Source organism: Paralcaligenes ureilyticus (assembly GCF_004346225.1).
In the GTDB taxonomy this organism is placed as follows: Bacteria; Pseudomonadota; Gammaproteobacteria; order Burkholderiales; family Burkholderiaceae_B; genus Paralcaligenes; species Paralcaligenes ureilyticus.
Window position 1 is genome coordinate 57,712 of the sequence record NZ_SMAJ01000019.1, and the last position, 26,497, is coordinate 84,208.

A 26,497-nucleotide genomic window follows, 5' to 3' on the forward strand; every position below is an offset into this window, starting at 1 on the left:
TAATGATAATGCCGTTTCCCGGTCAATGGCTTCAAATGCCCATATAGCTTTGCAGCGTTTCGCGTTGGGCACGCAGTTCGTCGGAGCTTCCCGACCACACGACCTGGCCTTTTTCCACGATGTAGTGGCGGTCGGCCAGCGGCAAAAGAGAGTTCAAATTCTTATCGATGCAGATAATCGACAGGCCGATTTTTTTGAGCTCGCCCAGGCAGTGCCAGATTTCGGCGCGTATCAATGGCGCCAGGCCCTCGGTCGCTTCGTCCAGGATCAGCATTCGCGGATTGGTCATGAGCGCGCGGCCGATCGCCAGCATTTGCTGTTCGCCGCCCGACAGGTTCGAGCCCAGATTCCCGGCGCGTTCTTGCAACCGTGGAAAGAGGGCGTAGATTTTGTCCAGGGACCAAGGCGCCGCCGACTTCTGGCGATTGTGGGCGGTGGCGATCAGGTTCTCGGCGACGCTGAGGTTGGGAAAAATCTGGCGTCCCTCGGGAACCAGGCCGATGCCGGCGCGCGCCACCTTGTAAGACGGGGCTCCGGTAATTTCCTGATCGGCGAAGCGGATGGAGCCTTGCGTGGGCGCCATCAGGCCGACAATGGATTTGACGGTGGTGGATTTGCCCATGCCGTTGCGCCCGAGCAGCGTGACGAATTGCCCCTCGATGACCTGAAAGCTCATGCCAAACAGCACCTGACTGGCGCCGTAAAACGATTCGATCCTGTCCACATCAAGCAATACAGAGCTCATACGTCGGCCTCATCGCCCAGGTAAGCGGTTCGAACTTCGGGGTTGGCGCGGATTTCGGCAATCGAGCCACAGGCGATGCTGCGGCCATACACCAATACCGTAATGCGATCGGCCAGCTTGAAGACCGCATCCATATCGTGTTCGACCAGGACGATGCCATATTGGCCTTTTAGATCAAGAAGCAGCGCGGTCATTTTCGCGGATTCGGCCTGGCTCATGCCGGCCATGGGTTCGTCGAGCAGCAGCAGCCTGGGTTGGCCGGCGAGTACCATGGCCAGTTCCAGTTGGCGCTGTTCACCGTGCGCCAGATCGGCCGCGCGCACATGCAGATATTGGCCCAGGCCCACGCGCTCCAGCGCCTCTTGCGCGGGTGTCACCAGCGCCGGCTGGGACAGTGCGGGTGTCCAGAACCGGAAGCTATGCCCCTGGTGGGCCTGTATGGTGAGCATCACATTTTGCAACGCCGTGAATTCGGAAAAGACCGAGGTGATCTGGTAGGACCGAGCCAGCCCCAGCAAGGCGCGCTGCTCGGCGCGCAGGCGTGTAATGTCCTGGTCCTGGAAATGGATCTGGCCGCTGTCGGGTTTGATTTCGCCGGCAAGCTGCGTAATCAGGGTGCTCTTGCCGGCGCCGTTGGGCCCGATGATGGCGTGCAGCTCGCCGGCCCGCACGTCGAAATCGAAATGATCGGTCGCGACCAGGCCGCCGTAGCGCTTGACGAGCTGCCGGACGGACAAGAGGCTCATGGCGCGCCCCGATCCGCGCCGGGCGCACGGGAAAAACGGCCTTCAAGCTGCCGCAGCAATCCAACCAAGCCTTGCCGGCTGATGATCACGATGATGACCAGAAGCGGCCCGAAGATAATCATCCAGTGCTCGGTGAGGGACTTGAGCCACTCTTCGGCCAGAATCATGCCCAGCGCTCCGAAAAGCGGACCGACTATCGTACCCATGCCGCCCACCACGACCATGGCGATCAGGTCGCCCGAGGTTATCCAGGACATGTAGGAGGGCGAAGCGAATTGCGTCAGGTTGGCGTAGAGCAGGCCGGCCAGGCCGCACAGCGCGGCCGAGATAACGTACAGGGCCAGTCGATAGCGAAAGGTGGGGTATCCGAGCGCCTTCATGCGCCGTTCGTTCGACTTGGCGGCGCAGACCACCATGCCGAAGCGCGAGTGCACCAGGCGGTGGCTGGCATATAAACTAAGGCACAGGAGTGCAAAGGCGGCGAAGTACAGCAGGCGGGGTTGCGTCAGGAGCTCGGTGCCAAAACGCGTGCCGCCGGCCAGTGTCAGGCCATCGTCGCCGCCATAGCGGCTTAAGCTGACGATGAGAAAGAAGAACATCTGGGCAAACGCCAGGGTGATCATGATGAACGCAATCCCGGTCGTGCGCAGGGCGATGCTGCCGGTAATAAGGCCGACGGCACTGCAGATCAGCAGCGTGGCCAGGATTTGCAGCCAGCCATTGTCCACGCCGTGAAAGCTCATGATGCTTGCGGTGTATACGCCCAGACCCAGAAACAGGGCGTGCCCGAAGCTGATGAGGCCGCCGTAGCCCAGAATCAGATTGAGCGATACGGCGGCCACGGCGAATATCAGGATCCGGGTGACCAAGGTAATGAGAAAGGCGTTGTTGCTGATGCCTGCGTATAGCGGCACCAGAGCCAGCAGGGCCAGTAACGCGATCGCCAGCACGGTGCTGGCCGACCATTTGCGGTGGAGGGGAGAGGAAGACATCATCAGGTATTTTTTACGGGGAACAAGCCCTGGGGCTTGATGGCCAGCACAAAAGCCATAAGCAGGTAAATGGCCATGGAAGCCAGGGCGGGGCCCGCTACGTCGGCGGTGCTACGTTCCAGAAAGCTGCGCAGCAAACCGGGCAGGACGGTGCGTCCCAGCGTGTCGACCACGCCGACGATCAGCGCGGCGTAGAACGCCCCGCGAATCGAGCCAATGCCGCCGATGACAATCACCACCATCGTGAGGATGAGGATGGGTTCGCCCATGCCCGATTGGACCGACAGGATCGGGCCGGCCAACAGGCCCGCCACGCCGGCCAGGACAGCGCCCAAGGCAAAAAGCAGCGAGTTGAGCAAGACGATATTGACCCCCAGCACGCCCACCATGGTCCGGTTGGTGGCGCCGGCGCGGATCAGCATGCCGATGCGGGTTTTGTGCACCAGCAGATAACAGCCCAGGGCCACCAGCAGGCCCGCGGTGATGATCACGAAGCGGTAGACGGGGTAGGCAATGCCCAGCAAATTAATGGTGCCGGTCAGCGATTCAGGCACCTCCATATAGTAGGGTGACGGCCCCCAGATCATGCGGGTCAGTTCGTTGAAAAACAGAATCAGGCCGAAGGTGGCCAGCACCTGATCGAGGTGATCGCGCTGGTAGAGTTTTTTCAGGGCCACCCATTCCACCGCCAGCCCCAGCGCCAGCATGGCAGGGACAAGCAGCAGGGTCGCCAGCAGGAATGAGCCGGTGTAGTTATAAATCGAGGCGGCAAAGAAGGCGCCCATCATGTACAAAGAGCCATGGGCGAGGTTGACGAAATTCATGATGCCGAAAACCAGGGTCAGGCCGGCCGCCATGAGAAACAGCAGCACGCCAAGCTGCAGACCGTTCAACGCCTGAATAATGACAAGTGCAAAGCTCAACAAGGGCTCCTGGGTTTACTTCGCGTGATGGCAGCCTTTTTGTGGCTGCCATTTTTTCGCAGGCCTCGCTTCGGCGGTTGTGCCACCCACAAGGGGTGGCGCTACAGAACATTCCGGTTGGTTTTTGTAGCGGCACCCCTTGTGGGTGCCATTGTTATAACTGGAACCGCCCGCTTACTTCAAAGGGCACGATGCCGCAAAGTTGGCACGCTTCTGAATGTGAATAGGACTGACCGCCTTGAGTTCGGCGCCGTTTTTGCCTTCGACGACGTCAACCCGGTAAAACGGGCCATCGGCAATTTGGTTGGAGGCAAACTTGAATGCGCCGCGCACGGATTTGAAATCGGCCGATTTCAAGGCGCTGCGGAATGCCGACGCGTTGGACACATCCCCCTTCACCTTGGCGATGGCTGAATCGAGCAGGCTGGCTGCATCGTACGACTGCGCTGCGTACATGGAAGGCTGGCGTTTATAGGCTTTGACGAAAGCCTCGACAAATTGCTTGTTTTGCGGATTGTCGAGATTGGGGGCGTAAGGCGCGCTGGTGATCGCGCCTACGGCCAGCGATTTAAGCGCCGGCAAGGTGCTGCCATCGATCGTCGATACCGATACCAGCGGCAGCTTGCCCAGGAGACCCGCCTGGCGGTATTGCTTGACGAAGTTCACGCCCATGCCGCCGGGGTAGAAAACATAGACCGCGTCGGGTTTGGAGGCTTGCAATTGAGCGATTTCGGCCGAGTAATCGGGTTGGTTGACCTGCGTGTAGACCTCGTTGACGATCTTGCCGGTGAAGTCGCGCTTGAAGCCCGATACGGCGTCGCGCCCGGCCTGGTAGTTGGCCGCCATGACGTAGACGTTTTTGTAGCCCAAGTCGGAGGTAAGCTGGCCGCCCGCTTCGTGCAACTGATCGTTGTCCCACGAAGTGGAGAAGAAGAACGGCGAGCACGATTTGCCCGCAATCGGGGCCGGCCCGGCGTTGGAGCCGATGAGGAACACCTTGGCGTCGGTGATGGGCTTGTGAATGGCCATCATGACATTGGAGAAGGTGACTCCGGTAATGATGGGGACATGGTCGCTTTTGATCAGTTTGGTGGCTGCTTGCACGCCCAGGTCGGGCTTGAGCTGATCATCTTCGCGGATGACGGTCACCGGCACGCCGCCCAGCTTGCCGCCTTTTTGCTGGATCGCCAGCATGAAGGCGTCGTATTCGTCCTGGCCGAGTGCTCCGGCCGGCCCCGACAGCGTACCGATAAAGCCGATTTTCAGGGGTTCCTGGGCTTGGCTGGGAGCACCGGCGGCGCATAGCAGGGCCGTTGCGAGTGTGGCAAGAAGAAGGCCGCGCCGTTTGGCAGGCAAGGGTGCTGGGCTCATGGTATCTCCTGGTCGTTGTTATGAATAAACGCATAAATTACATGAAGCTTAAAACATTTGCTATCGGGATAAACCCAAATCGTAGCGTCTACGCGGGTTCGGGAGAACAAACCACGTACGAGCATAGAGGAATTTTTGTATTCCCAAGTAATGAAAATTTAGTGTTCAAATATAACCAATAAGAATACAAACGCCCCATGTACAACACGGTACATGGGGCGTTGGAGAGCGTAGCGGCAACGGCGGGGCTCGTTGCGCACCGGGAGGGGCCGCTATCGATGTACGGCGGCGCGTTCCTTATCGAGCTTGTGCATGATGTAACGCTGCTGGGCGATCGATACGGCGTTGTTGACGCAGTAGTACAACGCCAGACCCGCCGGGAAGAAGAACATCATGCCGCCAAAGACCAAAGGCATGATCATCATCAGCTTGGCCTGCATGGGGTCAGGGGGAGCCGGATTGAGCTTGATCTGCAGGAACATGGTGGCCGTCATGATGGCGGGCAGGATGAACCAGGGGTCGCGCACCGAAAGGTCGTGTATCCATAGAATCCAGGGCGCGCCGCGCATTTCAACGCTGCCCAGCAGCACCCAGTACAGGGAAATGAAGACCGGAACCTGTATCACCATGGGAAAGCACCCCCCGAGAGGGTTGATTTTCTCGGTTTTATACATTTCCATCATGGCCGCGTTCATCTTGGCCTTGTCGTCTCCGAATTTCTCCTTCAATAGCTTCAGGCGCGGGGCGACCAGTTTCATTTTGGCCATGGACCGATAGCTGGCGGCCGAAAGCGGGTAGAACGCCGCCTTGATCAACAGCGTCAGCGCCACGATGGTCCAGCCCCAATTGCCCAACAGCGAGTGCAACCAGGTCATGAACTTGAACATGGGCTTGGCGATAATGGTGAGCCAGCCGTAGTCGACCACCAGATCCAGGCCGGGCGCCAGGGCGCTCATGGCTTTCTGGTCTTGCGGGCCGGCCCATAGATGGGAGTTGACGACTTTGTGCCCACCGGGCTGGATCGTGCCCACGGGTTCGATCGAGCGCACGGCGTACAGATTATTCGACAGGCGCAACATTTCGTTTTGGCGCACGGTGCCTTGGGGCGGCACCCAGGCCGTGGCAAAGTAGTGCTGCACCATGCCGACCCAGCCGTTGTTGGCCTGTTTGATGTAGTTGGCCTTGCCTTTTTCGATGTCCGAGAAGGTGGCTTTCTGGAATTTGTCTTCGCTCGAATAGATCGCAGGGCCGGTGAAGGTGTGATAGAAGCCGGAGGTGCTCGGAGGATCACTGCCGTCGCGCGTCAACTGCAGGTAGAGTGACGGGTCGATAGGTGCGCCGCTCAGGTTATAGATGTCGTTTTGTACATCGATGTCGTAGCGGTCTTTATGCATCGTGTAGGTTTTCACGACCTTGACGCCGTCGCTCTCGGCCTCGAACACCACCTTGAGCTGGTCGCCCACCAGCGTGGGCTGGGCGGACACCACGTGAAATGGCGTCAGGTGGGTGGGGTAGGTCTGGCCTTGCGGAGCGCCCACTACTCCGGTCTGGGCCACGTAGGTCGAAGCCGGGCCGGAATTGTCGAGCAGGATCATGGGTTGGCCGGGCTGCTCTTGCGATGTGTACTTGAGCAGTTCGGCCTTGACCAGCTGTGCGCCCAGAGTGTCGAAGGTGAGCTGGTAGACGTCGGTCTTGACCGTGACTTTTTCCGATGCGCTGGCCGCTGCCTGCGCGGTGCCGGGCACGTTGGCAGGTGTCTTGGCGCCAGCCGCCGCGGGCGCCGGCGCGGCGCTGGGAACGCTGGTGTTGGCGTCGGCAACAGAAGCCGTGCCTGCCTTGGGCGCTGCGGCCGTTTGCGTTGTGGCGGGGCTGCCGCCAAAGAGCGACGGCTTGCCGTTATGAACTTGCCAGTTGTTCCACAGCAGCAAGAGCGAGAAAGAAAAAATCATCCAGAGGACGGTGCGTCGGATATCCATAGCGCCTGTATTAGGTTAAAGCTGGGCAAAAGCCCATCAGTTTAACGTAGCTCTCCTGAATTGCAGATGAGCGTGAATAGTTGAAAAAACCACCGTACGGTGAGCGGCTTGGCGCCGCTAAACCTAAGGGCAGGTGTGCTTTGAATTCGGCACCGGATCGTAGCCTCCGGCGCACCATGGTTGACAGCGAACGATGCGTTTTGCGGCCAGCCATAAGCCGCGAATGGGGCCGTGGATTTCGATGGCTTCGATGGCGTAGACCGAACAGCTTGGCGTAAAACGGCAACTTCTTCCCAGCCATGGGCTAAGAAAATAACGATAAAACCGAATCGGGGCGATCAACAATGCTTTTATCATTGCATGGCTCGATTCAGGAGGGTGTCGACTTCGAGGCGCACCGTTTTTTTCAGCGCGGTCAACGAGGCGGCTTCGACCCGGGAATAAAGCCGGAACACCAGATCGTGCCCAGGCAATTCGTGGCGGCGGTGCCGAAAGGCTTCGCGTATGACTCGCTTAATGGCGTTGCGGGTGACCGCCCGCGCCGCGAAGCGCTTGGCAATGATCAGCCCCAGGCGTGCGCCGGCGGCATCGGGCAAAACCTGGCGCGGCGTTGTTACAACAAACAACGCCCCTCTGGCGATACGCTTGCCCTTGAGGGCGTTGGCGTATTCCGAGGGGCGGTGCAAGCGCGACGCTTGCGGTAGCGTGGCTCGCATAGGCGTTTGGGTCAATAGACGTTTGAACCGGCGGGTAAATGGATACTCGCCAGCCTAAAGTGACGTCGCCCTAAACGGCCAGGCGTTTGCGGCCTTTGGCGCGGCGTGCGTTGATGACGGCACGGCCACCGCGGGTTTTCATGCGAATACGAAAGCCGTGGGTGCGCTTGCGGCGGGTCACAGAAGGTTGGTAGGTGCGTTTCATGGGTAATCCAAATAAAAGAGCTGCCAGAACTGGTGGTTAAAACGCCGTTTGGCGCAAGCGGAGTGTGTTGGTAGCGTAGGTACTTCAGTACGTACTTAACAGGTACTTAAACCCAGCTTTAACCCAAGGCCCGGTGTTGAAAATTCTTGAAAAGTCTATCATTTCATCAAATTCTTCGCGATTAGTCAAACCACTAGTATAAATACGCGGTTCTGTTACGCCTCCGCCTTGTGGATAACTACCCCTCCAACAGGGTAGAATCGAGGTTTACAGAAGCGGCATATATGAAAGATTTTTGGCAAACCTGTGTTCATCGTCTGGAACAGGATCTTCCCCCGCAGCAGATTAGTGCCTGGATTCGCCCATTGGTTCCCCTTGCCTTCGATGAAGCGCAGGCGGTGCTGCGGGTTTCTGCGCCCAATCGCTTCAAGCTCGAGTGGGTGCGCAAAAATTTTTCTCGCCAGATCGAAACGCTGGCCTCCGAATGGTACAAGCGGCCGGTGCAGGTCGCCTTTGAATTGGCTGCGGCCAATGCGGCATATCGCGCCGCCCCCGCAAGCGCCGAGCTTCCCGCCGAGGCGCCTGAATCGGCCCCCGCGCCGGTCGTGGCAGCGGCCTCGCCCGCCGCCGCTGCCGTGGTTGACGCTGCGCACGATCGCTCGCGCCTGAATACCGATTTAACGTTCGACAACTTTGTAACGGGCAAGGCCAATCAGCTGGCGCGCGCTGCCGCCTTGCAAGTCGCCGAGAACCCCGGGGTGTCGTATAACCCTTTGTTTTTGTATGGTGGCGTGGGCCTGGGCAAAACCCATCTTATTCATGCCATAGGCAATGCCCTGTTGCTGAGCAATGCCGGTGCGCGGGTGCGCTACGTGCATGCCGACCAGTACGTGTCCGACGTGGTCAAGGCGTATCAGCGCAAGGCCTTCGACGAGTTCAAGCGCTATTACCATTCGCTCGACCTGTTGCTGATCGACGATATCCAGTTTTTCGCCGGCAAGAACCGCACCCAGGAAGAGTTTTTCTACGCATTCGAGGCGATGGTGGCCCAGCGCAAGCAAATCATCATTACCTCCGACACCTATCCCAAAGAACTGCCCAATATCGACAGTCGCCTGATTTCGCGCTTCGATTCGGGGCTGACGGTGGCCATCGAACCGCCCGAGCTGGAAATGCGGGTGGCCATTTTGCTGCGCAAGGCCGAGTCCGAAGGCGTTACCATGCCCGAAGAGGTTGCCTTTTTTATTGCCAAGCATCTGCGCAGCAATGTACGCGAGCTTGAGGGGGCGCTGCGCAAGGTGTCGGCCTATGCGCGGTTCCACGGCCGCGAGGTGCTTACCGTAGAAGTGTGCAAAGACGCACTTAAAGATTTGCTGTCGGTGTCCAACGGCCAGATCACCGTCGAAAACATACAGAAAACCGTGGCCGATTTTTATAAAATGAAAGTGGCCGACATGTATTCGAAACGCCGGCCTGCCAATATTGCCCTGCCGCGCCAGGTAGCCATGTATCTGGCCAAGGAATTAACCCAGAAAAGTCTGCCCGAGATCGGTGATCTGTTTGGCGGGCGCGACCACACCACCGTGCTCCACGCGGTGCGCAAAATTTCCGATGCACGCTCCAAGCAGACTGAACTTAACCACGCTCTACATGTATTAGAACAAACCTTAAAAGGATAACCATGCAACTCGTACAAACGACTCGCGATGCATTGTTGAAACCGTTGTCAACGGTGGCAGGAATTGTCGAACGCAGGAATACGATGCCGATTCTAGCCAATATTTTGTTGCGTAAAGAGGGCAACAAAGTGGCATTTATCGCGACCGATCTCGAGGTTCAGATTACGACCCATGCCGAGTTCGGCGTGGGCCCCGAGAACGAATCGATCACCGTTGCCGCGCGCAAGCTGCTTGACATCTTGCGTGCCCTGCCCGAGTCGGGGGATATAAAACTGGGTCTGGCCAGCGCCAAATTGTCGGTGCAGTCGGGCAAAAGCCGTTTTGCCTTGCAAACATTAAGCGCCGCCGAGTTCCCCACGTTGTCGCAGCCGGAAAAATGGGACGTCTCGTTTTCGCTCCCGCAAAAGACTCTCAAACACTTGTTCAACATGGTGCATTTCGCCATGGCCCAGCAAGATATCCGCTATTACCTGAACGGCTTGCTGTTCGTGTTCGAGCCCGGTTGCGTGCGCGCGGTCGCCACCGATGGCCATCGCCTGGCCCATAGCAGCACGGCGGTCGACGGCATCGAGGCCAAGCAGGACGTCATCGTGCCGCGCAAGACGGTGCTTGAAATGCAGCGCTTGCTTAGCGAATCCGACGATCTGGTCACCGTTGATGTGGCTCCGGGCCAGATCCGTTTCCGCTTTGGCGACATCGAGCTTGTCTCCAAGCTGGTCGAGGGCAAGTTCCCCGACTTCACCCGCGTTATTCCCAACAACTATACGCGGCATTTCTCGGTCAGCCGGGAAATCCTGCAAGGCAGTTTGCAGCGCGCCGCCATCCTCACCACCGACAAGCTCAAAGGCGTGCGGGTGCAACTGGCCGACAATCAATTGAAAATTTCATCTTCCAATGCCGAGCAGGAAGAGGCGCAGGAAGAAATCGACGTCGATTACGCCCATGAACCGCTGGACGTGGGCTTTAACGTCAGCTATCTGCTCGACGTGCTGGCCAACGTCAAGGCCGACGCAATCCAGTGGTCGGTGCAGCCCGATGTGAATGCGTCAGCGCTGATCACCCTGCCCGACGACGATCAATTCAAGTATGTCGTGATGCCCATGCGCATCTAAGTGGCTTTTGTCCGTGTTGTGAACCGGTCTGGCGCCCAGGGCCAGACCGGTGTGTAGCCGCAAGGCTTTTATAAGGTTTTTTAAATACGTTATGTCAGAACAAACCGCGATGTCCCCCAGTGCAGCCTATAGCGCCGATTCCATCAAAATGCTCAAGGGGCTCGAAGCCGTGCGCAAGCGTCCCGGTATGTACATCGGCGACACTTCCGATGGCACCGGGCTGCACCACATGGTTTTCGAGGTGGTCGATAACGCCATAGACGAGGCGCTGGCCGGTTATTGCGACGACATCGTGGTGACCATCCATTCCGACAACAGCATTTCGGTCAGCGACAATGGCCGCGGGATTCCCACCGGCATCCATAAAGACGACGAATTTCACCGCAGCGCGGCCGAGATCGTCATGACCGAACTGCACGCCGGGGGCAAGTTCGATCACAACTCCTACAAGGTTTCGGGCGGCTTGCATGGCGTGGGCGTTTCCTGCGTAAACGCGCTGTCCGAATGGTTGCGTCTGACCATCTGGCGTAACGGCGAAACTCACGAAATGGAATTCCATCGCGGTGATCGCGTAGCGCCCCTGGCGATGACCGGGCCCTCCGATAAAAAAGGCACGCTCGTCCGGTTTTTGGCCGACGACACCATTTTTGAAAACATCGAGTATCACTACGAAATCCTGGCCAAGCGCCTGCGCGAACTTTCGTTCCTGAATAACGGCGTCAAGATCCGGCTGATTGACGAGCGCCAGGGCAAAGAAGAAAACTTTGCCTTCCTGGGCGGCGTCAAAGGTTTTGTCGAATACATCAATCGCACTAAAACAGTGCTGCACAGCAATGTGTTTTCGGTCAGCACCGAATCGAGCATAGGCGGTTCCACTGTCGGCGTTGACGTTGCCATGCAATGGAACGATAGCTACACCGAAACCGTGCTGTGCTTTACCAATAACATTCCGCAGCGCGATGGCGGCACCCACATGACGGGCCTGCGCGCGGCCATGACGCGCGTCATCAACAAATACATTGCCGATAACGAGCTGGCGAAAAAAGCCAAAGTGGATACGACCGGCGACGACATGCGCGAAGGCCTGGCCTGCGTGTTGTCGGTGAAAGTGCCCGAGCCCAAGTTCAGCAGCCAGACCAAAGACAAGTTGGTGTCGAGCGAAGTGCGTCCGGCCGTTGAAGATGCCGTGGGCCGTACGCTGGAAACCTGGCTGCTTGAAAACCCCAACGATGCCAAGGCGCTGTGCAACAAGATTATCGAAGCGGCGCGCGCCCGTGATGCCGCGCGCCGCGCACGCGAAATGACGCGCCGTAAAAGCGTGCTCGAAGGCGCGGGCCTCCCCGGCAAGCTGGCCGACTGCCAGGAAAAAGACCCCGCCTTGTGCGAACTGTATATTGTCGAGGGCGATTCCGCCGGCGGCTCTGCCAAACAGGGCCGCGACCGCAAGTTCCAGGCCATCCTGCCCTTGCGCGGCAAGGTGTTGAACGTTGAAAAAGCACGCTTCGACCGACTGATCGCCAGCGAGCAGATCACCACGCTTATCACCGCGTTGGGCACCAGCATCGGCCCCGACTTCAATGTCGACAAGCTGCGCTATCACCGCATCATCATCATGACCGATGCCGACGTCGACGGCGCCCACATACGTACCCTGCTGCTGACCTTGCTGTATCGTCAGATGCCTGAACTGGTGCAACGCGGCTACGTGTACATTGCCCAACCGCCTCTCTACAAGGTCAAGGTGGGCCGCGAAGAACGCTATCTGAAAGACGACCAGGAAGAAGCGCAATTCATGTTGCAACTGGCTCTGAAAGACGCGTCGCTTATGCGCGAAGAGGGCGCCGCCCCCATTAGCGGTGATGCGCTGGGTGAGCTGGCGCGCCAGTACATCCTGGCTGACTCGGTCATCAACCGCTTGTCGCGCACCGTGGATATCGAATCGCTGTCGGCCATGGCCGAAGGTGTGCAGATCAACCTGGACAGCGCCGAAGCCGCCGCTGCGTCGGCCCAGCGGCTGCAGGAGGTGCTATACAACCCGGCGCTGCCTCATGTGGTGAAGGTCCGGTCAGAATTCGACGAAGAAGCCGGAATCCGGCGCGTGGTCGTCGAGCGCATGCATCACGGCAACGTGCGGGTCAGCGCCTTCGAGCCGGGCTTTGTGCGTGGCGCCGATTACGCTGTTTTGTCCAAGGCGGCCAAAACCTTTCATGGCTTCCTCGGCAAGGGGGCGCTGGTAGTGCGCGGCGAAGGCGAGAAGCGCAAGGAAAAGCCCGTTACCGATTTCCGCGAGGTCGTGCAGTGGCTGCGCAGCGAAGCCGATCGTAGCGTTACGAAGCAGCGCTACAAAGGTCTGGGAGAAATGAACCCGTCGCAGCTATGGGAAACCACCATGGATCCCACCGCGCGCCGCTTGTTGCGTGTGCAGATCGAAGACGCGATTGTGGCCGACGAAGTGTTTACGACGCTGATGGGGGATGATGTGGAGCCGAGACGGGCGTTTATTGAAAAGAATGCGCTGCGGGCGGGGAATATTGATATTTAGGGGGCGCCGCTGCTGGCGGCAGAGCGTTTCCGATGTTGATCTGACCGTAGCGCCCCGGTCGTGGGTGAAAAACTGACCCGCACAAGCCCGTCGTTATCGAGCATGCGCGTGGCCCATCAGCTTTCGCGAGACACGAAAGCTGATTCCGGGATAAGCAACTTGCCCATAGCGGACCTCGCATGCCACACTGCTTCGCAGACGGCTCTATCGCACGAAGTGGGCAACGGTTGTTACTTAAACATCCTGCACTGTTGATCGTTCAAAAGTGGTAAAGCTCGTTTTCAATAGATCGCAATTTCAGCGAAGACAAAAGGAGCCAGAGATGAATCGAAGTGTCATGAAAGTGGTGGGTGCAGCTTGCCTGGTGTTGGGGTTTTCGGCGGCGGCCGCCGCTGCGCAAGACGTGGACGCCATCGTCAAGAAGCTGCAAAGCACCCACGAAATCACCATGGGCTTTCGCGAAACGATCGAACCCACGTCTTTTCTGAACGCACAGCAAAAGCCCGACGGCTATGCGGTGGACATGTGCAAGCAGATTATCGCGGACGCGCAAAAAGAGCTGAAGCTGCCCACGCTCACCATCAAGTACGTGCCCATCAATATCCAGAACCGCCAGGCGCTGGTGGCCAATGGCACGGTCGATATCGCCTGTGGGGGCGCGGTCAACACCTTCTCGCGCAACAAACAGGTCGATTTCTCGCCCGTCTCTTACGTGGCCGCCAACCAACTGCTGGTCCTGAAGAAATCGGGCATCAAGCGCCTGGAAGATCTTAATGGAAAAGTGGTGGCCATCCCCACCGGCGGGAACACCGAGCCCGAGTTCAACGAGCTCATGAAAAAGATGAAGCTGAACGTTCGCGTCCTGCACGTGGACACGCATGCCGCGGCCTTGATTGCCATCGAGAGCGGGCGCGCCGACGCCTACTTCTGCGACAACAGCGCCTTCTTCAGCATGGTCAAGCAGTCCAAGAATCCGTCGGCCCTGGCCATCGTCGGCCCCGAATACGGCTACGCGCCGCAGGGGTTCATGATCCCGAAGAACAATCCCACGTTCCTGTGGATCGTCAACCACTCCATGGCCAAGATGTTCGAATCGGGCGAAGCTGACAAGCTTTTCAACAAATGGTTTGGCCCCTACGGCGCCAAAGTCGGCCCCAAACTGCGCGCCGCCTGGGAAACCTTCTCCTACCCCGAATAAGCGCAGGCCATGAACTACCGGTGGGACTGGGGCATTCTGCTGCAAGACCCTTACTGGGGATGGATCTGGAGCGGGCTGGGCCTGACGCTCCTGATGACCCTCATCAGCTGGGTCATTGCGCTGACTGTGGGGCTGACGGTGGGCGTGGCCCGAAGCGTGCCCAGCCGCGCGCTCAACGCCCTGGGGAGCGTCTATGTTGAGGTGTTTCGCAACATCCCGGCGCTGGCCCAACTGTTCTTCTGGTATTTCGTGTTCCCCGACATCGTGCCCAACGCGCTGGGCGTCTGGCTCAAGCGCGATCTGCCCGATCCCGAATTCATGACTGCCGCCGTGGGGATCGGCCTATTCATGGGGGCGCGCGTGGCCGAACAGGTGCGCGCCGGCATCGGCGCGGTGGCCATCCATCTTCTGCCGGCCGCCCTGGCCACGGGCTTGCGGCCTTTGCAGGCGTTTCGCCTGGTGCTGTTGCCGCTGGGCCTGCGCGCCATCATCGGGCCGCTCACCTCGGAATTCCTGATTACCGTCAAAATGACCTCGATCAGCCTCACGATAGGCGTGCTCGAACTCACCGGCCAAAGCCGGCATATCGAAAATTACACCTTTCACGGCCTGGAGACCTTCACCGTCGCCACCGCCGCGTACCTGGTGATCGGCCTGACCGTCACCGCGCTCATGCGCAGCATCAACCGGCGCGTCAACGGGATCCCTCAGCGCGAGGTCGACAATGGGCCAATTTGACTGGGGCGTGATCGCGCGTTCCTGGCCCTTTTTGGCGCAAGGCATGGCGCTTAGCGCGCTGCTCGTGGCCGTGGCCACCGCAGGCGGGCTGCTGCTGGGTTTCGGGCTGGCCCTGATGCGGCTGTCGCGCCGCGCACCGGTCGCGGCGGTAGCCACCAGTTACGTGACGGTGATGCGCTCGGTTCCTTTAATACTGGTCCTGTTCTGGTTTTACTTCCTGGTGCCGCTCATCATCGGCCACCCTGTCGGTTCGCTGGCCTCGGCGCTGACCGCTTTCGTCCTTTTCGAGGCCGCGTTTTACTGCGAGATCATCCGCGCCGGCATCGACAGCGTGCGTCCAGGGCAAACCGAGGCCGGCCTGGCCACGGGGATGCGTCGATGGCAGGCTCTGCGCCTTATCGTCATGCCGCAGGCCTTTCGCGCCATGATCCCCTTGCTGCTCAATCAAATCATTATCGTGTTCCAGGACACGTCCCTGGTCTACGTGGTGGGCCTGCACGACTTCATGACCTCGGCCAGCGTGGTGGCCTCGCGCGATGGCCGGCCCACCGAGATCTACACCCTGGTGATCGTGGTGTACCTGGTGATCTGCTTTTCGCTTTCCAAGGGCGTGCAACGCTACAAAAGGGCTTCTCCCAGATGATCGTGCTCGACAAAGTTCACAAGTGCTATGGGCCTACGGCGGTGCTGCGCGACTGCTCGGCGACCATTAAATTGGGCGAGGTCGTCGTCGTGTGCGGTCCCTCGGGCTCGGGCAAAAGCACTTTGATCAAATGCATCAACGGCCTCGTGCCCTTCGATCGGGGCACGATTACGGTCGATGGCGTCTCGGTCGCCGACAAACATACCGACCTGCCCGCCCTGCGCGCGCAAATCGGCATGGTGTTCCAGAATTTCGAACTCTATCCGCACATGACCGCGCTGCAAAACGTGAGCCTGGCGCAAATCCATGTTCTGAAACGTTCGCGAGCGCAAGCCGATGCGCGCTCCGAACAGCTCCTCGCGCGCGTAGGCCTGGCCAACAAATTAGCCAGCCGCCCCGGCCAACTCTCGGGCGGGCAGCAGCAGCGCGTATCGATTGCCCGGGCCTTGGCCATGGACCCGAAAGCGATGCTGTTTGATGAGCCCACCTCGGCGCTCGACCCCGAGATGGTCAATGAGGTGCTCGAAGTGATGCAAGCTCTGGCGCTCGAGGGCATGACCATGATGGTGGTGACCCACGAGATGGGGTTCGCGCAGCGTGTGGCCGAACGGGTGCTCTTCATGGACGGTGGCGAAATACTCGAGGACTCGCCCAAGGCCCAGTTCTTCGCACACCCCTCGACCGAGCGCGCCCGCCAGTTCCTCACCAAGGTGCTCAGCCACTAAATAAAAAGCGGCGTCGTTTTGCCATGCGGACTTCTAGGCGGCTGGAGGTAAAAGGCCGACCGTTTTCATTGGGTTAAAAGCTATCAGGCGGGCCGCATCCAGGCATGCCAATAGGGCCTGGGCATACCGCGACATGTGTTGATCGTCGCGCCGCTTGCAAATTCTGAGCGGGCGCACGGCCCAGTCGTCACGCAGCGGCAGTATGCGCACGCCTTCGCAGTTAAGTAGCTGCAGGACAGGGCGGGGCATCAGCCCGATGCCGACTCCGGCCCGAATCAGCGACAACATGGAGGCGAAGCTGGCCACCTGAATGCGAATATCGATATGACGCCCCAGCGCTGCCGCCTTGTTGGCGATAAACGTATATATGGCCGAGCTGCTTTGCAGGCAGACGAAAGGCCGTTCCAGACAGTCCGCAAAGCTCGCCGACTCGCCCAGAGTCAGACTGTCGGTTTCAGGTACTACCGCCACCAGCTCATTTTGCCGATAGGGCAAGAATTCGAGTTCGGGATGTTCGCCATCCCAGGTGACGATGCCGATATCGGCCTGCCCCGTTGCAACAGCCGCCAAGGTCTCGTGGCTAAGGCGCTCGGCCATGACAATTCGCACTTCAGGGTAGTTGTGCAAAAACGCTTGCATATCATTGGGCAAGAACGACTCTATCGCTGTGCTGCTGGCGAACAAGGTGACATGGGCTTTGATCCCTAGCGCATAGGGCGCAAGATCGGCATGCATTTGTTCCAGTTCGGCCAGGCACTGTCGGCTGTGCTCGAGCATGACCTGGCCGGCGCGTGTAAGCACTACACCACGCGCCTCCCGTTTGAACAATTGTGCGCCCAACGATTCTTCAAGTTGCTTTATGCGCAGGCTGGCCGACGAGGGCGCCAGAAAGCACGCGGCCCCGCCGCGCGAGATATTGCCGGCGTCGGCTATTGCGATGAAGAGTTTCAGATCGATGAGGTCGTAACGCATAACACTTTGCTTAAGACGAAAGCTGCTTTCTAGATAGCCCGCTTGTTGTGCTTTTTAATATATGAAAGACTGGCTTCACTATTAGCTACGTTAATCGATTTGTCAAATACAAATCGTCGCCCAAGATCGATGACAACACCATTACTTTCTGAACACGCCGGTCTAGCCGCTCTGGAGCAACGCTTGGCGCAGGATCTCGCGTGGCTCGACCTGCCTTCCAAGCCATGGGTGCCGCAAGCCTCGGTAAACGGTCAGGACCTACTGGATGTGGCCATTATTGGTGGTGGCATGGCCGGTATGGCAACCGCTGTGGCGCTGCAGCATATGGGCGTTCGAGCCCGTATTTTCGATGGCGCAGTTAGCGGGTTCGAAGGTCCTTGGGCCACAACGGCCCGCATGGAAACCCTTCGCTCGCCCAAACAACTGACCGGGCCTGCACTAGGCTTGCCGGCACTGACATTTCGTGCCTGGTTCGAAGCGCAATACGGCCGGCAGGCATGGGACGCACTGGATAAAATCCCGCGCTTGCAATGGATGGCCTATTTGCGCTGGTACCGGCGGGTAATGAGTCTGGATATTCAAAACGAGCATCACGTTAAAAATATAATCCCTCATGCCGACCACGTTGATCTTCAGATCCAGACGCCTTCCGGCGAAATCCACGTCTATGCGCGTCGTGTGGTGTTAGCCACAGGGCGCGCGGGGCTTGGTGGTGCTTACGTACCCGATTTCATCAAAAATATTGGACACGAGTTCTGGGCCCACTCGTCAGACACTACGGATTATTCCGCCTTGCGCGGCCTGCGAGTCGGCGTGGTGGGTGCCGGGGCTTCAGCCATGGACAGCGCAGGCACCGCTCTGGAAAATGGTGCGGCAAGGGTCGATTTGCTGATTCGCCGCGCCGATATTCCGCGCGTAAACAAAGGCAAGGGTGCATCAAACGCTGGCTTTACAAACGGCTATCTGGGTTTACCGGACCAATGGAAATGGCGCGTACGGCATTACATCAACGAGCAGCAGGTGCCACCGCCACAAGCCAGCGTACGGCGAGTTTCGCGACATGCCAACGCGTATTTCAATCTTGGCTCGCCCGTTCAGAACGTAATCCAGAAAGACGGACATCTTCACGTTGAAACACCGAAAAAGAATTTCGAACTGGACTTCCTGATTCTCGCTACCGGTTTTTTTATCGATTGGCACGCACGTTCTGAATATGCCACGATTGCGCGTCATGTGCGCGTCTGGGGAGACCGCTATCAACCCAATGCGGGCGAAAAGGACAAAGAACTTGAAGGTGCGCCCGACCTGGGAGTCAATTTTGAATTCCAGGAGAAGTCCAGCGATCCATTACCTGGCCTGTCGCGGGTTCATTGTTTTTGCTACCCGGCAACACTTACACACGGCACGGTTTCAGGCGATATTCCGGCTATCAGCGATGGTGCAGAACGGGTGTCCAAAGGCATAGTCCGTTTGTTGTTCGTAGAAAACATCGACCAGCATTTCAACGAACTTCAAGCTTTTGACGAACCCGAAATCGTTGGCGATGAATGGGCTGCGGCGGCCTGAACGACGCGGCGCCGAACAGCGCGACATCCGTGCAAAGGCAATTATCCGTACCTGTATGGATACCGTACGTTTTATTTTTTGAGGAGACCGTATTTGGACGACATGAACAGTTCCCCGGCCAGCCCCGGCACTCCCACGCCAAGTGTTGCACGGTACGACGTGATCGACGCGGTGGTGGGCCTTGCGCCAGATGATGCGTTATTTGCCATACGCCACACGCGCCAGAAAATATCCGACGCAACTCAAAACAGCTATGATCTTTTTTTTAGTCCCGCAGGCCAGGGCCTGGCAATCCGTGATCGATTACGGGTGGCGTGGTATGCCTGCGTGCTGTCCCGGGCCACTGGGTTGGCGCAGCATTATCGTGCTGCACTGGCCCGCCATGATGGCGATCCTGCCATAGACGCGGCAGTCGCTGCCGACCGGCTTGATGATCTGGAACCGTCAAACCTGAAGGCGATGCTGGCATTCACCCGCAAACTGATAGTCAAGCCGGTAGAAGGCGACCAGGCGCAGATCGATCAGCTACAGGCTGCCGGCATGACGGCTGCCGACATTGTTACCCTGGCCCAGTTAATTGCCTTTTTGTCATACCAGATACGCGTAACGGCTGGCTTGCAGGCCATGAAAGCCTTGGAGTCGCAATGACCACACTTATCAAAAGCAACGGTTTTACCAACGAAACACTGGACTGGAAGGCGTGGCTGGACGTTGTGGATTGCGCACGGGCCACAACTGAACAGCTCGAGGTGCTGGGGCTTAGCAATCCCAAGGCCAAGACGTCCGATTACTATCTGTTGCTGGCGCACCAGCCCGCCATTTTAAGGCAACGCTCTGAAGCCTATAACGCCATCATGTATGCGCCAGGCGGTTTGCCGCGGGCAGAGCGCGAGTTGAGTGCCCTGACGGTATCGCGGATCAACGGCTGCGTATATTGCGCTTCAGTTCATGCGCAGCGATTCGAGCAGTTGGCCAAGCGCGCCGATACAGTAGCCCAGGTTTTCGATGCGCCACGTACCGCCGGCACCAACGATCGCGAAAAAGCCATTGTGCAATTTTCCGTACGCCTGACCGAGTCTGCCGAAAACATTGGGCCGGACGATATTCAGGCTCTTAAAGACGCAGGGCTTGCGACAGCCGAGATTCTGGATCTGTTGCATGTCACATCCATCTTTGCCTGGGCCAACCGGCTTATGATGAACTTGGGCGAGCCTGTGTATTCGTAATAATAGGGCGGCCTTGGCCGCCATGTCGCAAGCAGCGCAGGAAATTTCCCCAAGGTCAAAGCCAAGTGGGATCCAGGGCTCGCGGATTGAACCAGCCTCAACGTGAAGGAGCAGATCAACCAGGGTTCATTATAATTTCCCCATGGGACCAAAAACTTACACGCCGCTGGCCAGCTTCATCGATCTTCTGATCGATGCGGTCTTCGCGGTCGATGCCGACGCCCATATCGTTTTTGCCAGTGCTGCATGTGAGCGCATTTTTGGATACACGCCGCAGGAAATGATCGGCAAGAACATGTTCGACATGATGGTGCCCGAAGATCGCGATCTGACCCGAGAGTCGGTGGTCGACGTGATGGCGGGCCGCCCTCAACTGCATTTCGAGAACCGCTATATCCGCAAGGATGGGCAAGTCGTCCACATCATGTGGTCGGCGCGCTGGTCGCCCGCCGAGCAATTGCGGATCGGGGTTGCGCGTGACGTTACCGAACGCAAACGAGCCGAATCGATGCAGGCTGCGCTCTATGCCATTTCCGAAGCGGCCTACGCCGCCGAGGATCTGCTCGCGCTGTTCAAACGCATTCATCAGATCGTCGGCACGCTACTGCAAGCAGATAATTTTTCCGTTGCTCTGTACGACGACGAAACCGATCAACTGAGCTTTCCGTACCACGTGGACGAGTACGAACGGACGTCCAAGCCCTCGCGATCGGTTGCCGGGACGCTCTGTGCAGAGATTATCCGTACCGGACAGCCGCTTTTGTTGACTTCTGAGGCGGCGGCCGCTCGCTTGGCGGAGCTGCAAGTTTCCGTCGGTGCGAATCTGCCATTTTGCTGGCTGGGCGTTCCGCTCAAATCGCACAAAGGTACGATCGGCGTGCTGATAGTCAAGAGCTACCCGGGCGGCGTGTACTACAGTGACGAGGACCAGGATCTGCTGCAGTTCGTTTCGACTCAGATCGCCACCGTTATCGAGCGCCAGCAAATGCAAGTTCGGCTGCAGCGCATGGCGCAGTACGATCAACTCACTGACCTCCCCAACCGTGGGCTTCTGTACGATCGCCTGAAGGTCGCGCTGTTGGCGGCACAGCGCGAGCAGGGACGATTGTCCTTGCTTTACCTTGATCTGGACAAATTCAAACAGGTCAACGATACCCTGGGTCATGGCGTCGGAGACCTGTTGCTGCAAGAGGTTGCCAAGCGCCTGAAGCGGTGCGTGCGCGAATCGGATACGGTTGCTCGCGTGGGCGGCGATGAGTTTGTGGTCCTGCTCGAATGTATTGTATTGCCGGAGCACGCTGCGTTGGTGGCGGAAAAAATCCACAAGGCTCTGAGCCGCTCCTTCACTATAGATGGCCACAACCTGACCATCGTGCCGAGCATCGGGATAGCGCTTTATCCCGAGCATGGCGATGGCGAGCAGCAGCTCCTCGACCATGCCGACAAGGCCATGTATTTCGCGAAAAAGCGGTGATTATCGCTGATAAGCATTGAGCCGAATGGTCTCAAGGCACCTTGGCGCGCCATGCTTCGGTCCCGAACTTTTCCTGAATCAACGCTTCAGATGCCGCGAATTCAGACGGAGACAACGTGCCGTCGCGCAAGCCGTGGCGACGCCGGAAAACATCTATCATTCGCTCGATGATCACTTCACGTGCCAAGCCGGTTTGGCTGCGCAGCGGATCGACCCGCTTGGCGGCTGATGTCGTGCCTTTGTCCGATAGCTTCTCACGCCCGATGCGCAGTACTTGCAGCATTTTCGTGGCGTCGATGTCGTACGCCATCGTGACGTGGTGCAGCACGGCGCCGCCTCGATGTGCTTGTGCCGCGCCGCCGATTTTTCCGTGGGCTGAGGTGATGTCGTTCAAAGGCTGGTACCAGGCCTTGATGCCGAGTTCGCCCAGCGCCTCCAGCACCCAGGCATCCATGTAGGCATAGGCCTCGCGAAAACTCATGCCGGCAATCAGCGATAGCGGCGCGTAGAGGGAATAGGTAATGGTGTTGCCGGGCTCGATGAACATCGCGCCGCCGCCGCTGATGCGGCGTACCACCTCGATGTTGTGTTTTCGCGCGCCGTCGGCATCGACTTCGTTTCTCAACGACTGGAAGATACCGATCACGACGGCCGGGCCCGCCCATTCCCACACTCGCAAGGTCGGTGCTCGCCGCCCGGCGGCGACTTCGTCCAGCAATACCTGATCGAGCGCCATGTGCTGCAACGGCATTTGCGGCGCGGTATGGATCAGTTGCCAATCATGTTCATTCCAGCTGCTGCGCTTCAATTCACGGTTCATGCCAAAGCCCTTTGCACGACGGTTGCAATGCCAGCCGCAGTAATGCCGTACATCTCGACGTCGGCGCCAACGGCAGATTGCACGGCCTGTTCCAATTGTTCCAATCTGGCGTCTTGCGGCAGGCCGTTCAACGCGGCGTCAATGGCATCCAGGGTTTCGGGCGGCTCCAGGAAAAAATCGCCTGACAGCCTCACCCCGTGCAGGCAGCCCTGTACGACCTGCAAGTCGACCACGACCAGTTTTCCGTCCGGGATTTTGTATTCGCCATGGCGCATCGTCGCGTCAGCATGTTTGTTGTACTCAGTCATCACCTGTTCCTTTCTTCAGTCGCTGTGGCCGTTTTGGTCGTTTTAGTCGCGCCTAAGCGTGCGTCGCGCAAACACCAGACACATGGCGACAAAAAGGATCAATCCTATCCACATCGCGGTTCCCGCAAAGTCACGCCCAACCAAGGCCAGCGGCCTGTCACTGCCGCCCGAGCTTACCGACACCACGATCGTCATGGCCAGGACAACGCCAATCAGGCTCTCGCCTACGATCAGCCCCGACGCGAACAGCGTGCCTTTTCGTTCGGCATGCGCAAACAGCGGTTCCACATCGATCTGCTGCCTCGCTGCATATTGATGAATGCGGCGCTTCACATACCAGGAAATAACCGTGCCCACGAATAGCGCCAGGACAATGGAAGGTGGCAGGTATAAACCCATTGCGACGGCCAATGACGGCAGGCGGTAACGCGGCGTACAGCGAGCCAGAATGACGTCGATGATAATGACAGCCACACCCGCAGCAATTCCTATCAGGATGTAGGTCCAGTCCAGCGTATGGGCAAAGAGGCCATCGACGATGGTGATCATCAAGGTTGCCTGTGGCGCGCTCAGCGCTTGCGAAACGTTCATGTCCGCGCGCGGCATCGCGCCGATAAAGCCATAGGCTTGGTACAGAAGATCCAGCACAGGAGGGATGGCCAAAGCGCCCACCACGCAGCCAATGATGAGGGCCACCTGCTGACGCCACGGAGTGGCGTGAACCAGCCAGCCCGTTTTCAGATCCTGCAGGTTATCGTTTGAAATGGCCGCAATGGCCACGACCACCGAGGTGCAGAATAGGGTCAGCGCCGTAAAGAACTGGATATTGGCCGGATCATTCAGCAGGCCCTGCGATTCGCCGATTCCGATGAAGATCATGGCAATGGCCATGATGGAAACAATGGCAATGCCGGAAATGGGACTGGCCGACGAACCGACCAGGCCCGCCATATAACCGCAGGCGGCGGCGACCATGAAACCCAGAGCACAGGAGACCAGGGTGCTTACCGCCACCAGGGTCCATGCCACGCCCGTGGGCACATGGGTGGTGGCAATAAATGAATAGAACGTGCCGGCCAGCAATATCAGCATGAGCAGGGTGGTTCGTACCAATGCCTTGGGGGATAAATCGGTGTCGGCGTGCTCCAGGCTGGTTGAGCCTGAACCGCCTTTCAGCACCGATAGCGAAATTTTCATGCCCTCGTACATCGGCTTGAGTAGCGTCAGCAGCGTCCAGATGGCCGCGATAGCGATCATGCCGGCTCCGATCAGCCTTACTTTGGATACCCAGATCGTCATCGCAAAGTCGGCGGCTGAACTGCCGGCGGGCATCGGTGTCACGGCAGTCAGCCAGGGCACGGCAATACCCCAGGACAGCAACACGCCTATTAGCATGGCGATGCCGCTGACGATGCCCACGAGATAGCCGGCGCCAACCAGCGCAAAGGAAAATCCCATGGGGATCTGGAAAATGGCACGCCCGGCAACCAGCCAGTAGCTGGCACTGTCGGCAGCCAGCTTGAAGCCATTGGTCAGCAGACTGAAGGCGCCTGAAAATGCAGCGCCGGCAAGGATATCAAGCAGCCCGTTGCCTGGCCTTGCCCGAATGCGTTCGGCGGCAGGGTGTTCGTTTACTGCGTCAGGGTGCTGGTTGCCCGCCCGCAGGATTTCGGCCGCCGCGACGCCCTCCGGGTAAGGCAGGTCGCTTTTTACCACCAGGGCATGGCGCAAGGGTACGGTAAAAATGACCCCTAATATTCCTCCTGCGGCGCAGATCATTGCGGTTTGAAACAGCGGGAATCCCTGCCAGTATCCCAGCATGAGCAACGCCGGGAGCACAAAAATAATCGCTGAGAGCGCCCCGGCGGCCGAGGCCTGCGTCTGGACGATGTTGTTCTCCAGGATATTGGAGTCCTTGAAGTAGTGGAGCAGCGCCATGGAAATGACGGCAGCGGGAATGGACGACGCGAATGTCAGGCCCACCTTCAATCCCAGGTAGACATTGGAAGCCGTAAAAATCAGTGTGATAACTGCGCCGAGCACAACGCCGCGGAGTGTTAGTTCTTTCAGGGACGGCTGGGCAGATGGCATACGGACGGGTCGCAGGTTATCAGGCGTTACGCTACGGTGAGTATTGCGTGGCGCCTATCTCTAGGGGAAGGCGCAATGCAAACGTGATTGCCCTGCGGCCTTTGAAGATATTGTAGGACAGGCCGGTTTTGGCCGAGTTCTGGGGCTGAATCGATTGCGGCCCACGGTCAAGCTACGTTAATCTACATCCCTCGTTCCATACATCGCGTCCATGAAGCCTGACCGCCCCGTACGAAAACCGTTCATCTTCCGACGCCTGGGCACAGATGACGCTGCCACCTATCGAGGCCTTCGCTTGGAAGGTTTGCAAAGCTGCCCGGCTGCCTTCAGCAGTTCCTGGGACGAGGAAAATAGACACGCCTTGGAAAAGTTTTCAGATCGGCTGGAAAAGAACGTGACTCTTGGTGGTTGGCTGAATGAGCGCTCTTCTTTATGTGGCATCGCGAGCTTATTTGTGCCCGACACGACCAAATTGCGGCACAAGGCCAGCATCGTGGGGGTGTATGTGCGCCCCGAGGCTCGTGGCACTGGGCTGGCGCAAGCATTGTTGGAGCAGCTTATCGCACACGCCAGTGAGCAGGTGGAAGCGTTATTGATAACGGTCGGGGCTTCCAATATTGCGGCGCTTCGACTCTACAGGAAGTTGGGTTTCGAAGAATATGGCCGGGAACCTGGGGCGCTGAAGGTAAATGGCACCTACTACGATGAAGTCCTAATGACATTGTCGTTGCCCGGTGATACCCGTCTTTGAGTCCATGCATAGAGACTTCAGTCGCGGCGCCGCAATTTCTGGGGTCTATTTAAGCATTGAGCAAAAAAATCACATTGATCGGAGGATTCTGATGCCAAGATATTTTGCAGCACTGACCATTGTGCTAATGCTTGGAATGGTATGGACCCGGATCCTGTTGATGAGAAGAAAAGGGATAAAGGCAATGCATTTCGGGTCAATAGACAAGACGGATTTTTTGATTCCGCCATTTGCCTTCTTCTATTTTTATGTCGTGTTTGCCGCTGCTTTCCATTGGTCTGGTGTGAGCACACAAGAGTTTTTCCAGTCTGGGGCAGTCTCGTGGGCCGGAGCGCTATTTTGTCTCGCAGGCCTGTTGCTATTGTTGTGGAGTTTGGTTTCTTTTGGCCGGAGCTTTCGTGTTGGCATCGATACGCAACATGCTGACAAGCTCGTAACGACGGGAGTTTTTGCCTTGAGCCGCAATCCCATCTATGTGGCGTTTGCTCTTATCTTGTTTGGTCAATTCCTGGTGCATCCCAATTGGATACTTTTAGCGTATATGGGCGCGGCCGTAGGGCTGTTCCACCGTCAAGTATTGCGTGAAGAAGATTATTTGAAGAGGCACTACGGCAAGCCATATTCGGAGTATTGCAGTCGGGTCAGGAGATATTTTTAAGATGAAGCCTGTTGCGGATTTCTCGATCTGAACCTATAGGGGGCTATCCAACTACCAGCAATGTGAGGGTATTGCCTTGCTTATGGCAGCCACAAGGGCTGTCGCTACATGAGTGGTGGTCACGTTTCTTGAGCAGCGGTAGCGGCATGGGTGGTTAAGGTGGGGCGGGCGACTCGGGCACGCCGCACGGATGGGCTGGTTCGGGGAGGCAAGGGCGCCGCTGTTTGTCGTGGTCAAGTTTTAGTGGACAGTTTCAAGTGAGTTTTTTGGATCCTACTTTTTCATACACATCGGGCGCCAAATAGCCCAATGTGGAGTGC

The 26,497-nt window shown here is 58.1% G+C and carries 26 protein-coding genes; 13 read left to right on the forward strand and 13 right to left on the reverse strand.

All coding sequences use genetic code 11. The annotated features are described in order from the left end of the window. Positions 1–31 precede the first annotated feature (31 nt). The 9 genes from EDC26_RS17770 to rpmH form a co-directional block, all read right to left on the reverse strand. Positions 32–745 carry an ABC transporter ATP-binding protein gene (locus tag EDC26_RS17770; RefSeq protein WP_132585166.1) on the reverse strand — a complete coding sequence of 238 codons (714 nt, stop codon included), beginning with the start codon at positions 743–745 and terminating at the stop codon, positions 32–34. Next, positions 742–1,491, reverse strand: a complete 750-nt coding sequence (locus tag EDC26_RS17775; protein WP_132585169.1) for an ABC transporter ATP-binding protein — start codon at positions 1,489–1,491, stop codon at positions 742–744. Before EDC26_RS17775 ends, EDC26_RS17770 begins: the two co-directional genes overlap by 4 nt. Next, positions 1,488–2,486: a branched-chain amino acid ABC transporter permease gene (locus EDC26_RS17780; RefSeq protein ID WP_132585172.1), complete on the reverse strand. Its 999-nt coding sequence runs from the start codon at positions 2,484–2,486 to the stop codon at positions 1,488–1,490. The genes EDC26_RS17775 and EDC26_RS17780 overlap by 4 nt, the downstream gene beginning before the upstream one ends. After that, positions 2,486–3,406 carry a branched-chain amino acid ABC transporter permease gene (locus EDC26_RS17785; protein ID WP_132585175.1) on the reverse strand — a complete coding sequence of 307 codons (921 nt, stop codon included), beginning with the start codon at positions 3,404–3,406 and terminating at the stop codon, positions 2,486–2,488. Before EDC26_RS17785 ends, EDC26_RS17780 begins: the two co-directional genes overlap by 1 nt. Positions 3,407–3,580: 174 nt before the next feature. Continuing rightward, the gene (locus EDC26_RS17790; protein ID WP_132585178.1) at positions 3,581–4,777 is read right to left on the reverse strand and encodes an ABC transporter substrate-binding protein; all 1,197 of its coding nucleotides are present in this window, start codon (positions 4,775–4,777) and stop codon (positions 3,581–3,583) included. A gap of 272 nt (positions 4,778–5,049) precedes the next feature. Continuing rightward, positions 5,050–6,753 (reverse strand): membrane protein insertase YidC, encoded by a 1,704-nt coding sequence (gene yidC / locus EDC26_RS17795; RefSeq protein ID WP_132585181.1) that lies wholly within the window; start codon positions 6,751–6,753, stop codon positions 5,050–5,052. 123 nt (positions 6,754–6,876) lie between these two features. Further along, positions 6,877–7,110, reverse strand: a complete 234-nt coding sequence (yidD, locus tag EDC26_RS17800) for a membrane protein insertion efficiency factor YidD (protein ID WP_132585184.1) — start codon at positions 7,108–7,110, stop codon at positions 6,877–6,879. Then, entirely contained in the window at positions 7,107–7,469 is a 363-nt protein-coding gene (gene rnpA / locus EDC26_RS17805) for a ribonuclease P protein component (protein WP_132585187.1), read from the reverse strand. The genes yidD and rnpA overlap by 4 nt, the downstream gene beginning before the upstream one ends. A gap of 70 nt (positions 7,470–7,539) precedes the next feature. Beyond that, on the reverse strand, positions 7,540–7,674 hold the full coding sequence (rpmH, locus tag EDC26_RS17810; RefSeq protein ID WP_132585195.1) for a 50S ribosomal protein L34: 135 nt from the start codon (positions 7,672–7,674) through the stop codon (positions 7,540–7,542). A gap of 284 nt (positions 7,675–7,958) precedes the next feature. On the opposite strand from rpmH, the gene dnaA reads away from it, so the two are divergent. From dnaA to EDC26_RS17845, 7 genes are all read left to right on the forward strand, one after another. Then, positions 7,959–9,353 carry a chromosomal replication initiator protein DnaA gene (gene dnaA / locus EDC26_RS17815; RefSeq protein WP_132585197.1) on the forward strand — a complete coding sequence of 465 codons (1,395 nt, stop codon included), beginning with the start codon at positions 7,959–7,961 and terminating at the stop codon, positions 9,351–9,353. 2 nt (positions 9,354–9,355) lie between these two features. Next, the gene (gene dnaN / locus EDC26_RS17820) at positions 9,356–10,465 is read left to right on the forward strand and encodes a DNA polymerase III subunit beta (protein ID WP_132585200.1); all 1,110 of its coding nucleotides are present in this window, start codon (positions 9,356–9,358) and stop codon (positions 10,463–10,465) included. A 91-nt stretch (positions 10,466–10,556) separates the two neighbouring features. Next, positions 10,557–13,007 carry a DNA topoisomerase (ATP-hydrolyzing) subunit B gene (gene gyrB, locus EDC26_RS17825; protein ID WP_132585203.1) on the forward strand — a complete coding sequence of 817 codons (2,451 nt, stop codon included), beginning with the start codon at positions 10,557–10,559 and terminating at the stop codon, positions 13,005–13,007. Between the two features lie 322 nt (positions 13,008–13,329). Then, on the forward strand, positions 13,330–14,205 hold the full coding sequence (locus tag EDC26_RS17830) for an amino acid ABC transporter substrate-binding protein (RefSeq protein ID WP_132585206.1): 876 nt from the start codon (positions 13,330–13,332) through the stop codon (positions 14,203–14,205). Between the two features lie 9 nt (positions 14,206–14,214). Further along, on the forward strand, positions 14,215–14,943 hold the full coding sequence (locus EDC26_RS17835) for an amino acid ABC transporter permease (RefSeq protein ID WP_132585209.1): 729 nt from the start codon (positions 14,215–14,217) through the stop codon (positions 14,941–14,943). Further along, positions 14,930–15,586, forward strand: coding sequence for an amino acid ABC transporter permease (locus EDC26_RS17840; protein WP_132585212.1), 657 nt, complete (start codon positions 14,930–14,932; stop codon positions 15,584–15,586). The genes EDC26_RS17835 and EDC26_RS17840 overlap by 14 nt, the downstream gene beginning before the upstream one ends. Continuing rightward, complete coding sequence (locus EDC26_RS17845) at positions 15,583–16,311, forward strand: amino acid ABC transporter ATP-binding protein (protein ID WP_132585215.1); 729 nt, start codon at positions 15,583–15,585, stop codon at positions 16,309–16,311. Before EDC26_RS17840 ends, EDC26_RS17845 begins: the two co-directional genes overlap by 4 nt. 33 nt (positions 16,312–16,344) lie before the next feature. Here EDC26_RS17845 and EDC26_RS17850 read toward each other — a convergent pair whose 3' ends face one another. Continuing rightward, entirely contained in the window at positions 16,345–17,283 is a 939-nt protein-coding gene (locus EDC26_RS17850; RefSeq protein WP_132585218.1) for a LysR family transcriptional regulator, read from the reverse strand. 129 nt (positions 17,284–17,412) lie between these two features. On the opposite strand from EDC26_RS17850, the gene EDC26_RS17855 reads away from it, so the two are divergent. From EDC26_RS17855 to EDC26_RS17870, 4 genes are all read left to right on the forward strand, one after another. Further along, positions 17,413–18,849: an NAD(P)-binding domain-containing protein gene (locus EDC26_RS17855; protein WP_132585221.1), complete on the forward strand. Its 1,437-nt coding sequence runs from the start codon at positions 17,413–17,415 to the stop codon at positions 18,847–18,849. 102 nt (positions 18,850–18,951) lie between these two features. Next, the gene (locus EDC26_RS17860; RefSeq protein ID WP_132585224.1) at positions 18,952–19,497 is read left to right on the forward strand and encodes a CMD domain protein; all 546 of its coding nucleotides are present in this window, start codon (positions 18,952–18,954) and stop codon (positions 19,495–19,497) included. Beyond that, on the forward strand, positions 19,494–20,075 hold the full coding sequence (locus tag EDC26_RS17865) for a peroxidase-related enzyme (RefSeq protein ID WP_132585227.1): 582 nt from the start codon (positions 19,494–19,496) through the stop codon (positions 20,073–20,075). The genes EDC26_RS17860 and EDC26_RS17865 overlap by 4 nt, the downstream gene beginning before the upstream one ends. A gap of 142 nt (positions 20,076–20,217) precedes the next feature. Continuing rightward, entirely contained in the window at positions 20,218–21,549 is a 1,332-nt protein-coding gene (locus EDC26_RS17870) for a sensor domain-containing protein (protein ID WP_132585231.1), read from the forward strand. 31 nt (positions 21,550–21,580) lie between these two features. Here the strand turns inward: EDC26_RS17870 and EDC26_RS17875 are convergent, their stop codons facing one another. From EDC26_RS17875 to EDC26_RS17885, 3 genes are read right to left on the reverse strand one after another with little or no spacing between them, the layout of a single operon-like run. Then, positions 21,581–22,357, reverse strand: coding sequence for a lipoate--protein ligase family protein (locus tag EDC26_RS17875; RefSeq protein WP_132585249.1), 777 nt, complete (start codon positions 22,355–22,357; stop codon positions 21,581–21,583). A gap of 8 nt (positions 22,358–22,365) precedes the next feature. Further along, a complete protein-coding gene (gene lplB / locus EDC26_RS17880) occupies positions 22,366–22,677 on the reverse strand; it encodes a lipoate-protein ligase small subunit (protein ID WP_243700972.1) in 312 nt (103 codons plus the stop codon). A gap of 42 nt (positions 22,678–22,719) precedes the next feature. After that, entirely contained in the window at positions 22,720–24,768 is a 2,049-nt protein-coding gene (locus EDC26_RS17885; protein ID WP_132585234.1) for an OPT family oligopeptide transporter, read from the reverse strand. Positions 24,769–24,979: 211 nt separating this feature from the next. Between EDC26_RS17885 and EDC26_RS17890 the strand changes: the two genes are divergently transcribed. Together EDC26_RS17890 and EDC26_RS17895 are read left to right on the forward strand one after the other, a co-directional pair. Beyond that, on the forward strand, positions 24,980–25,519 hold the full coding sequence (locus EDC26_RS17890) for a GNAT family N-acetyltransferase (protein WP_132585237.1): 540 nt from the start codon (positions 24,980–24,982) through the stop codon (positions 25,517–25,519). Positions 25,520–25,610: 91 nt separating this feature from the next. Then, positions 25,611–26,177 (forward strand): methyltransferase family protein, encoded by a 567-nt coding sequence (locus tag EDC26_RS17895; protein WP_132585240.1) that lies wholly within the window; start codon positions 25,611–25,613, stop codon positions 26,175–26,177. The last annotated feature ends 320 nt before the right edge of the window (positions 26,178–26,497 follow it).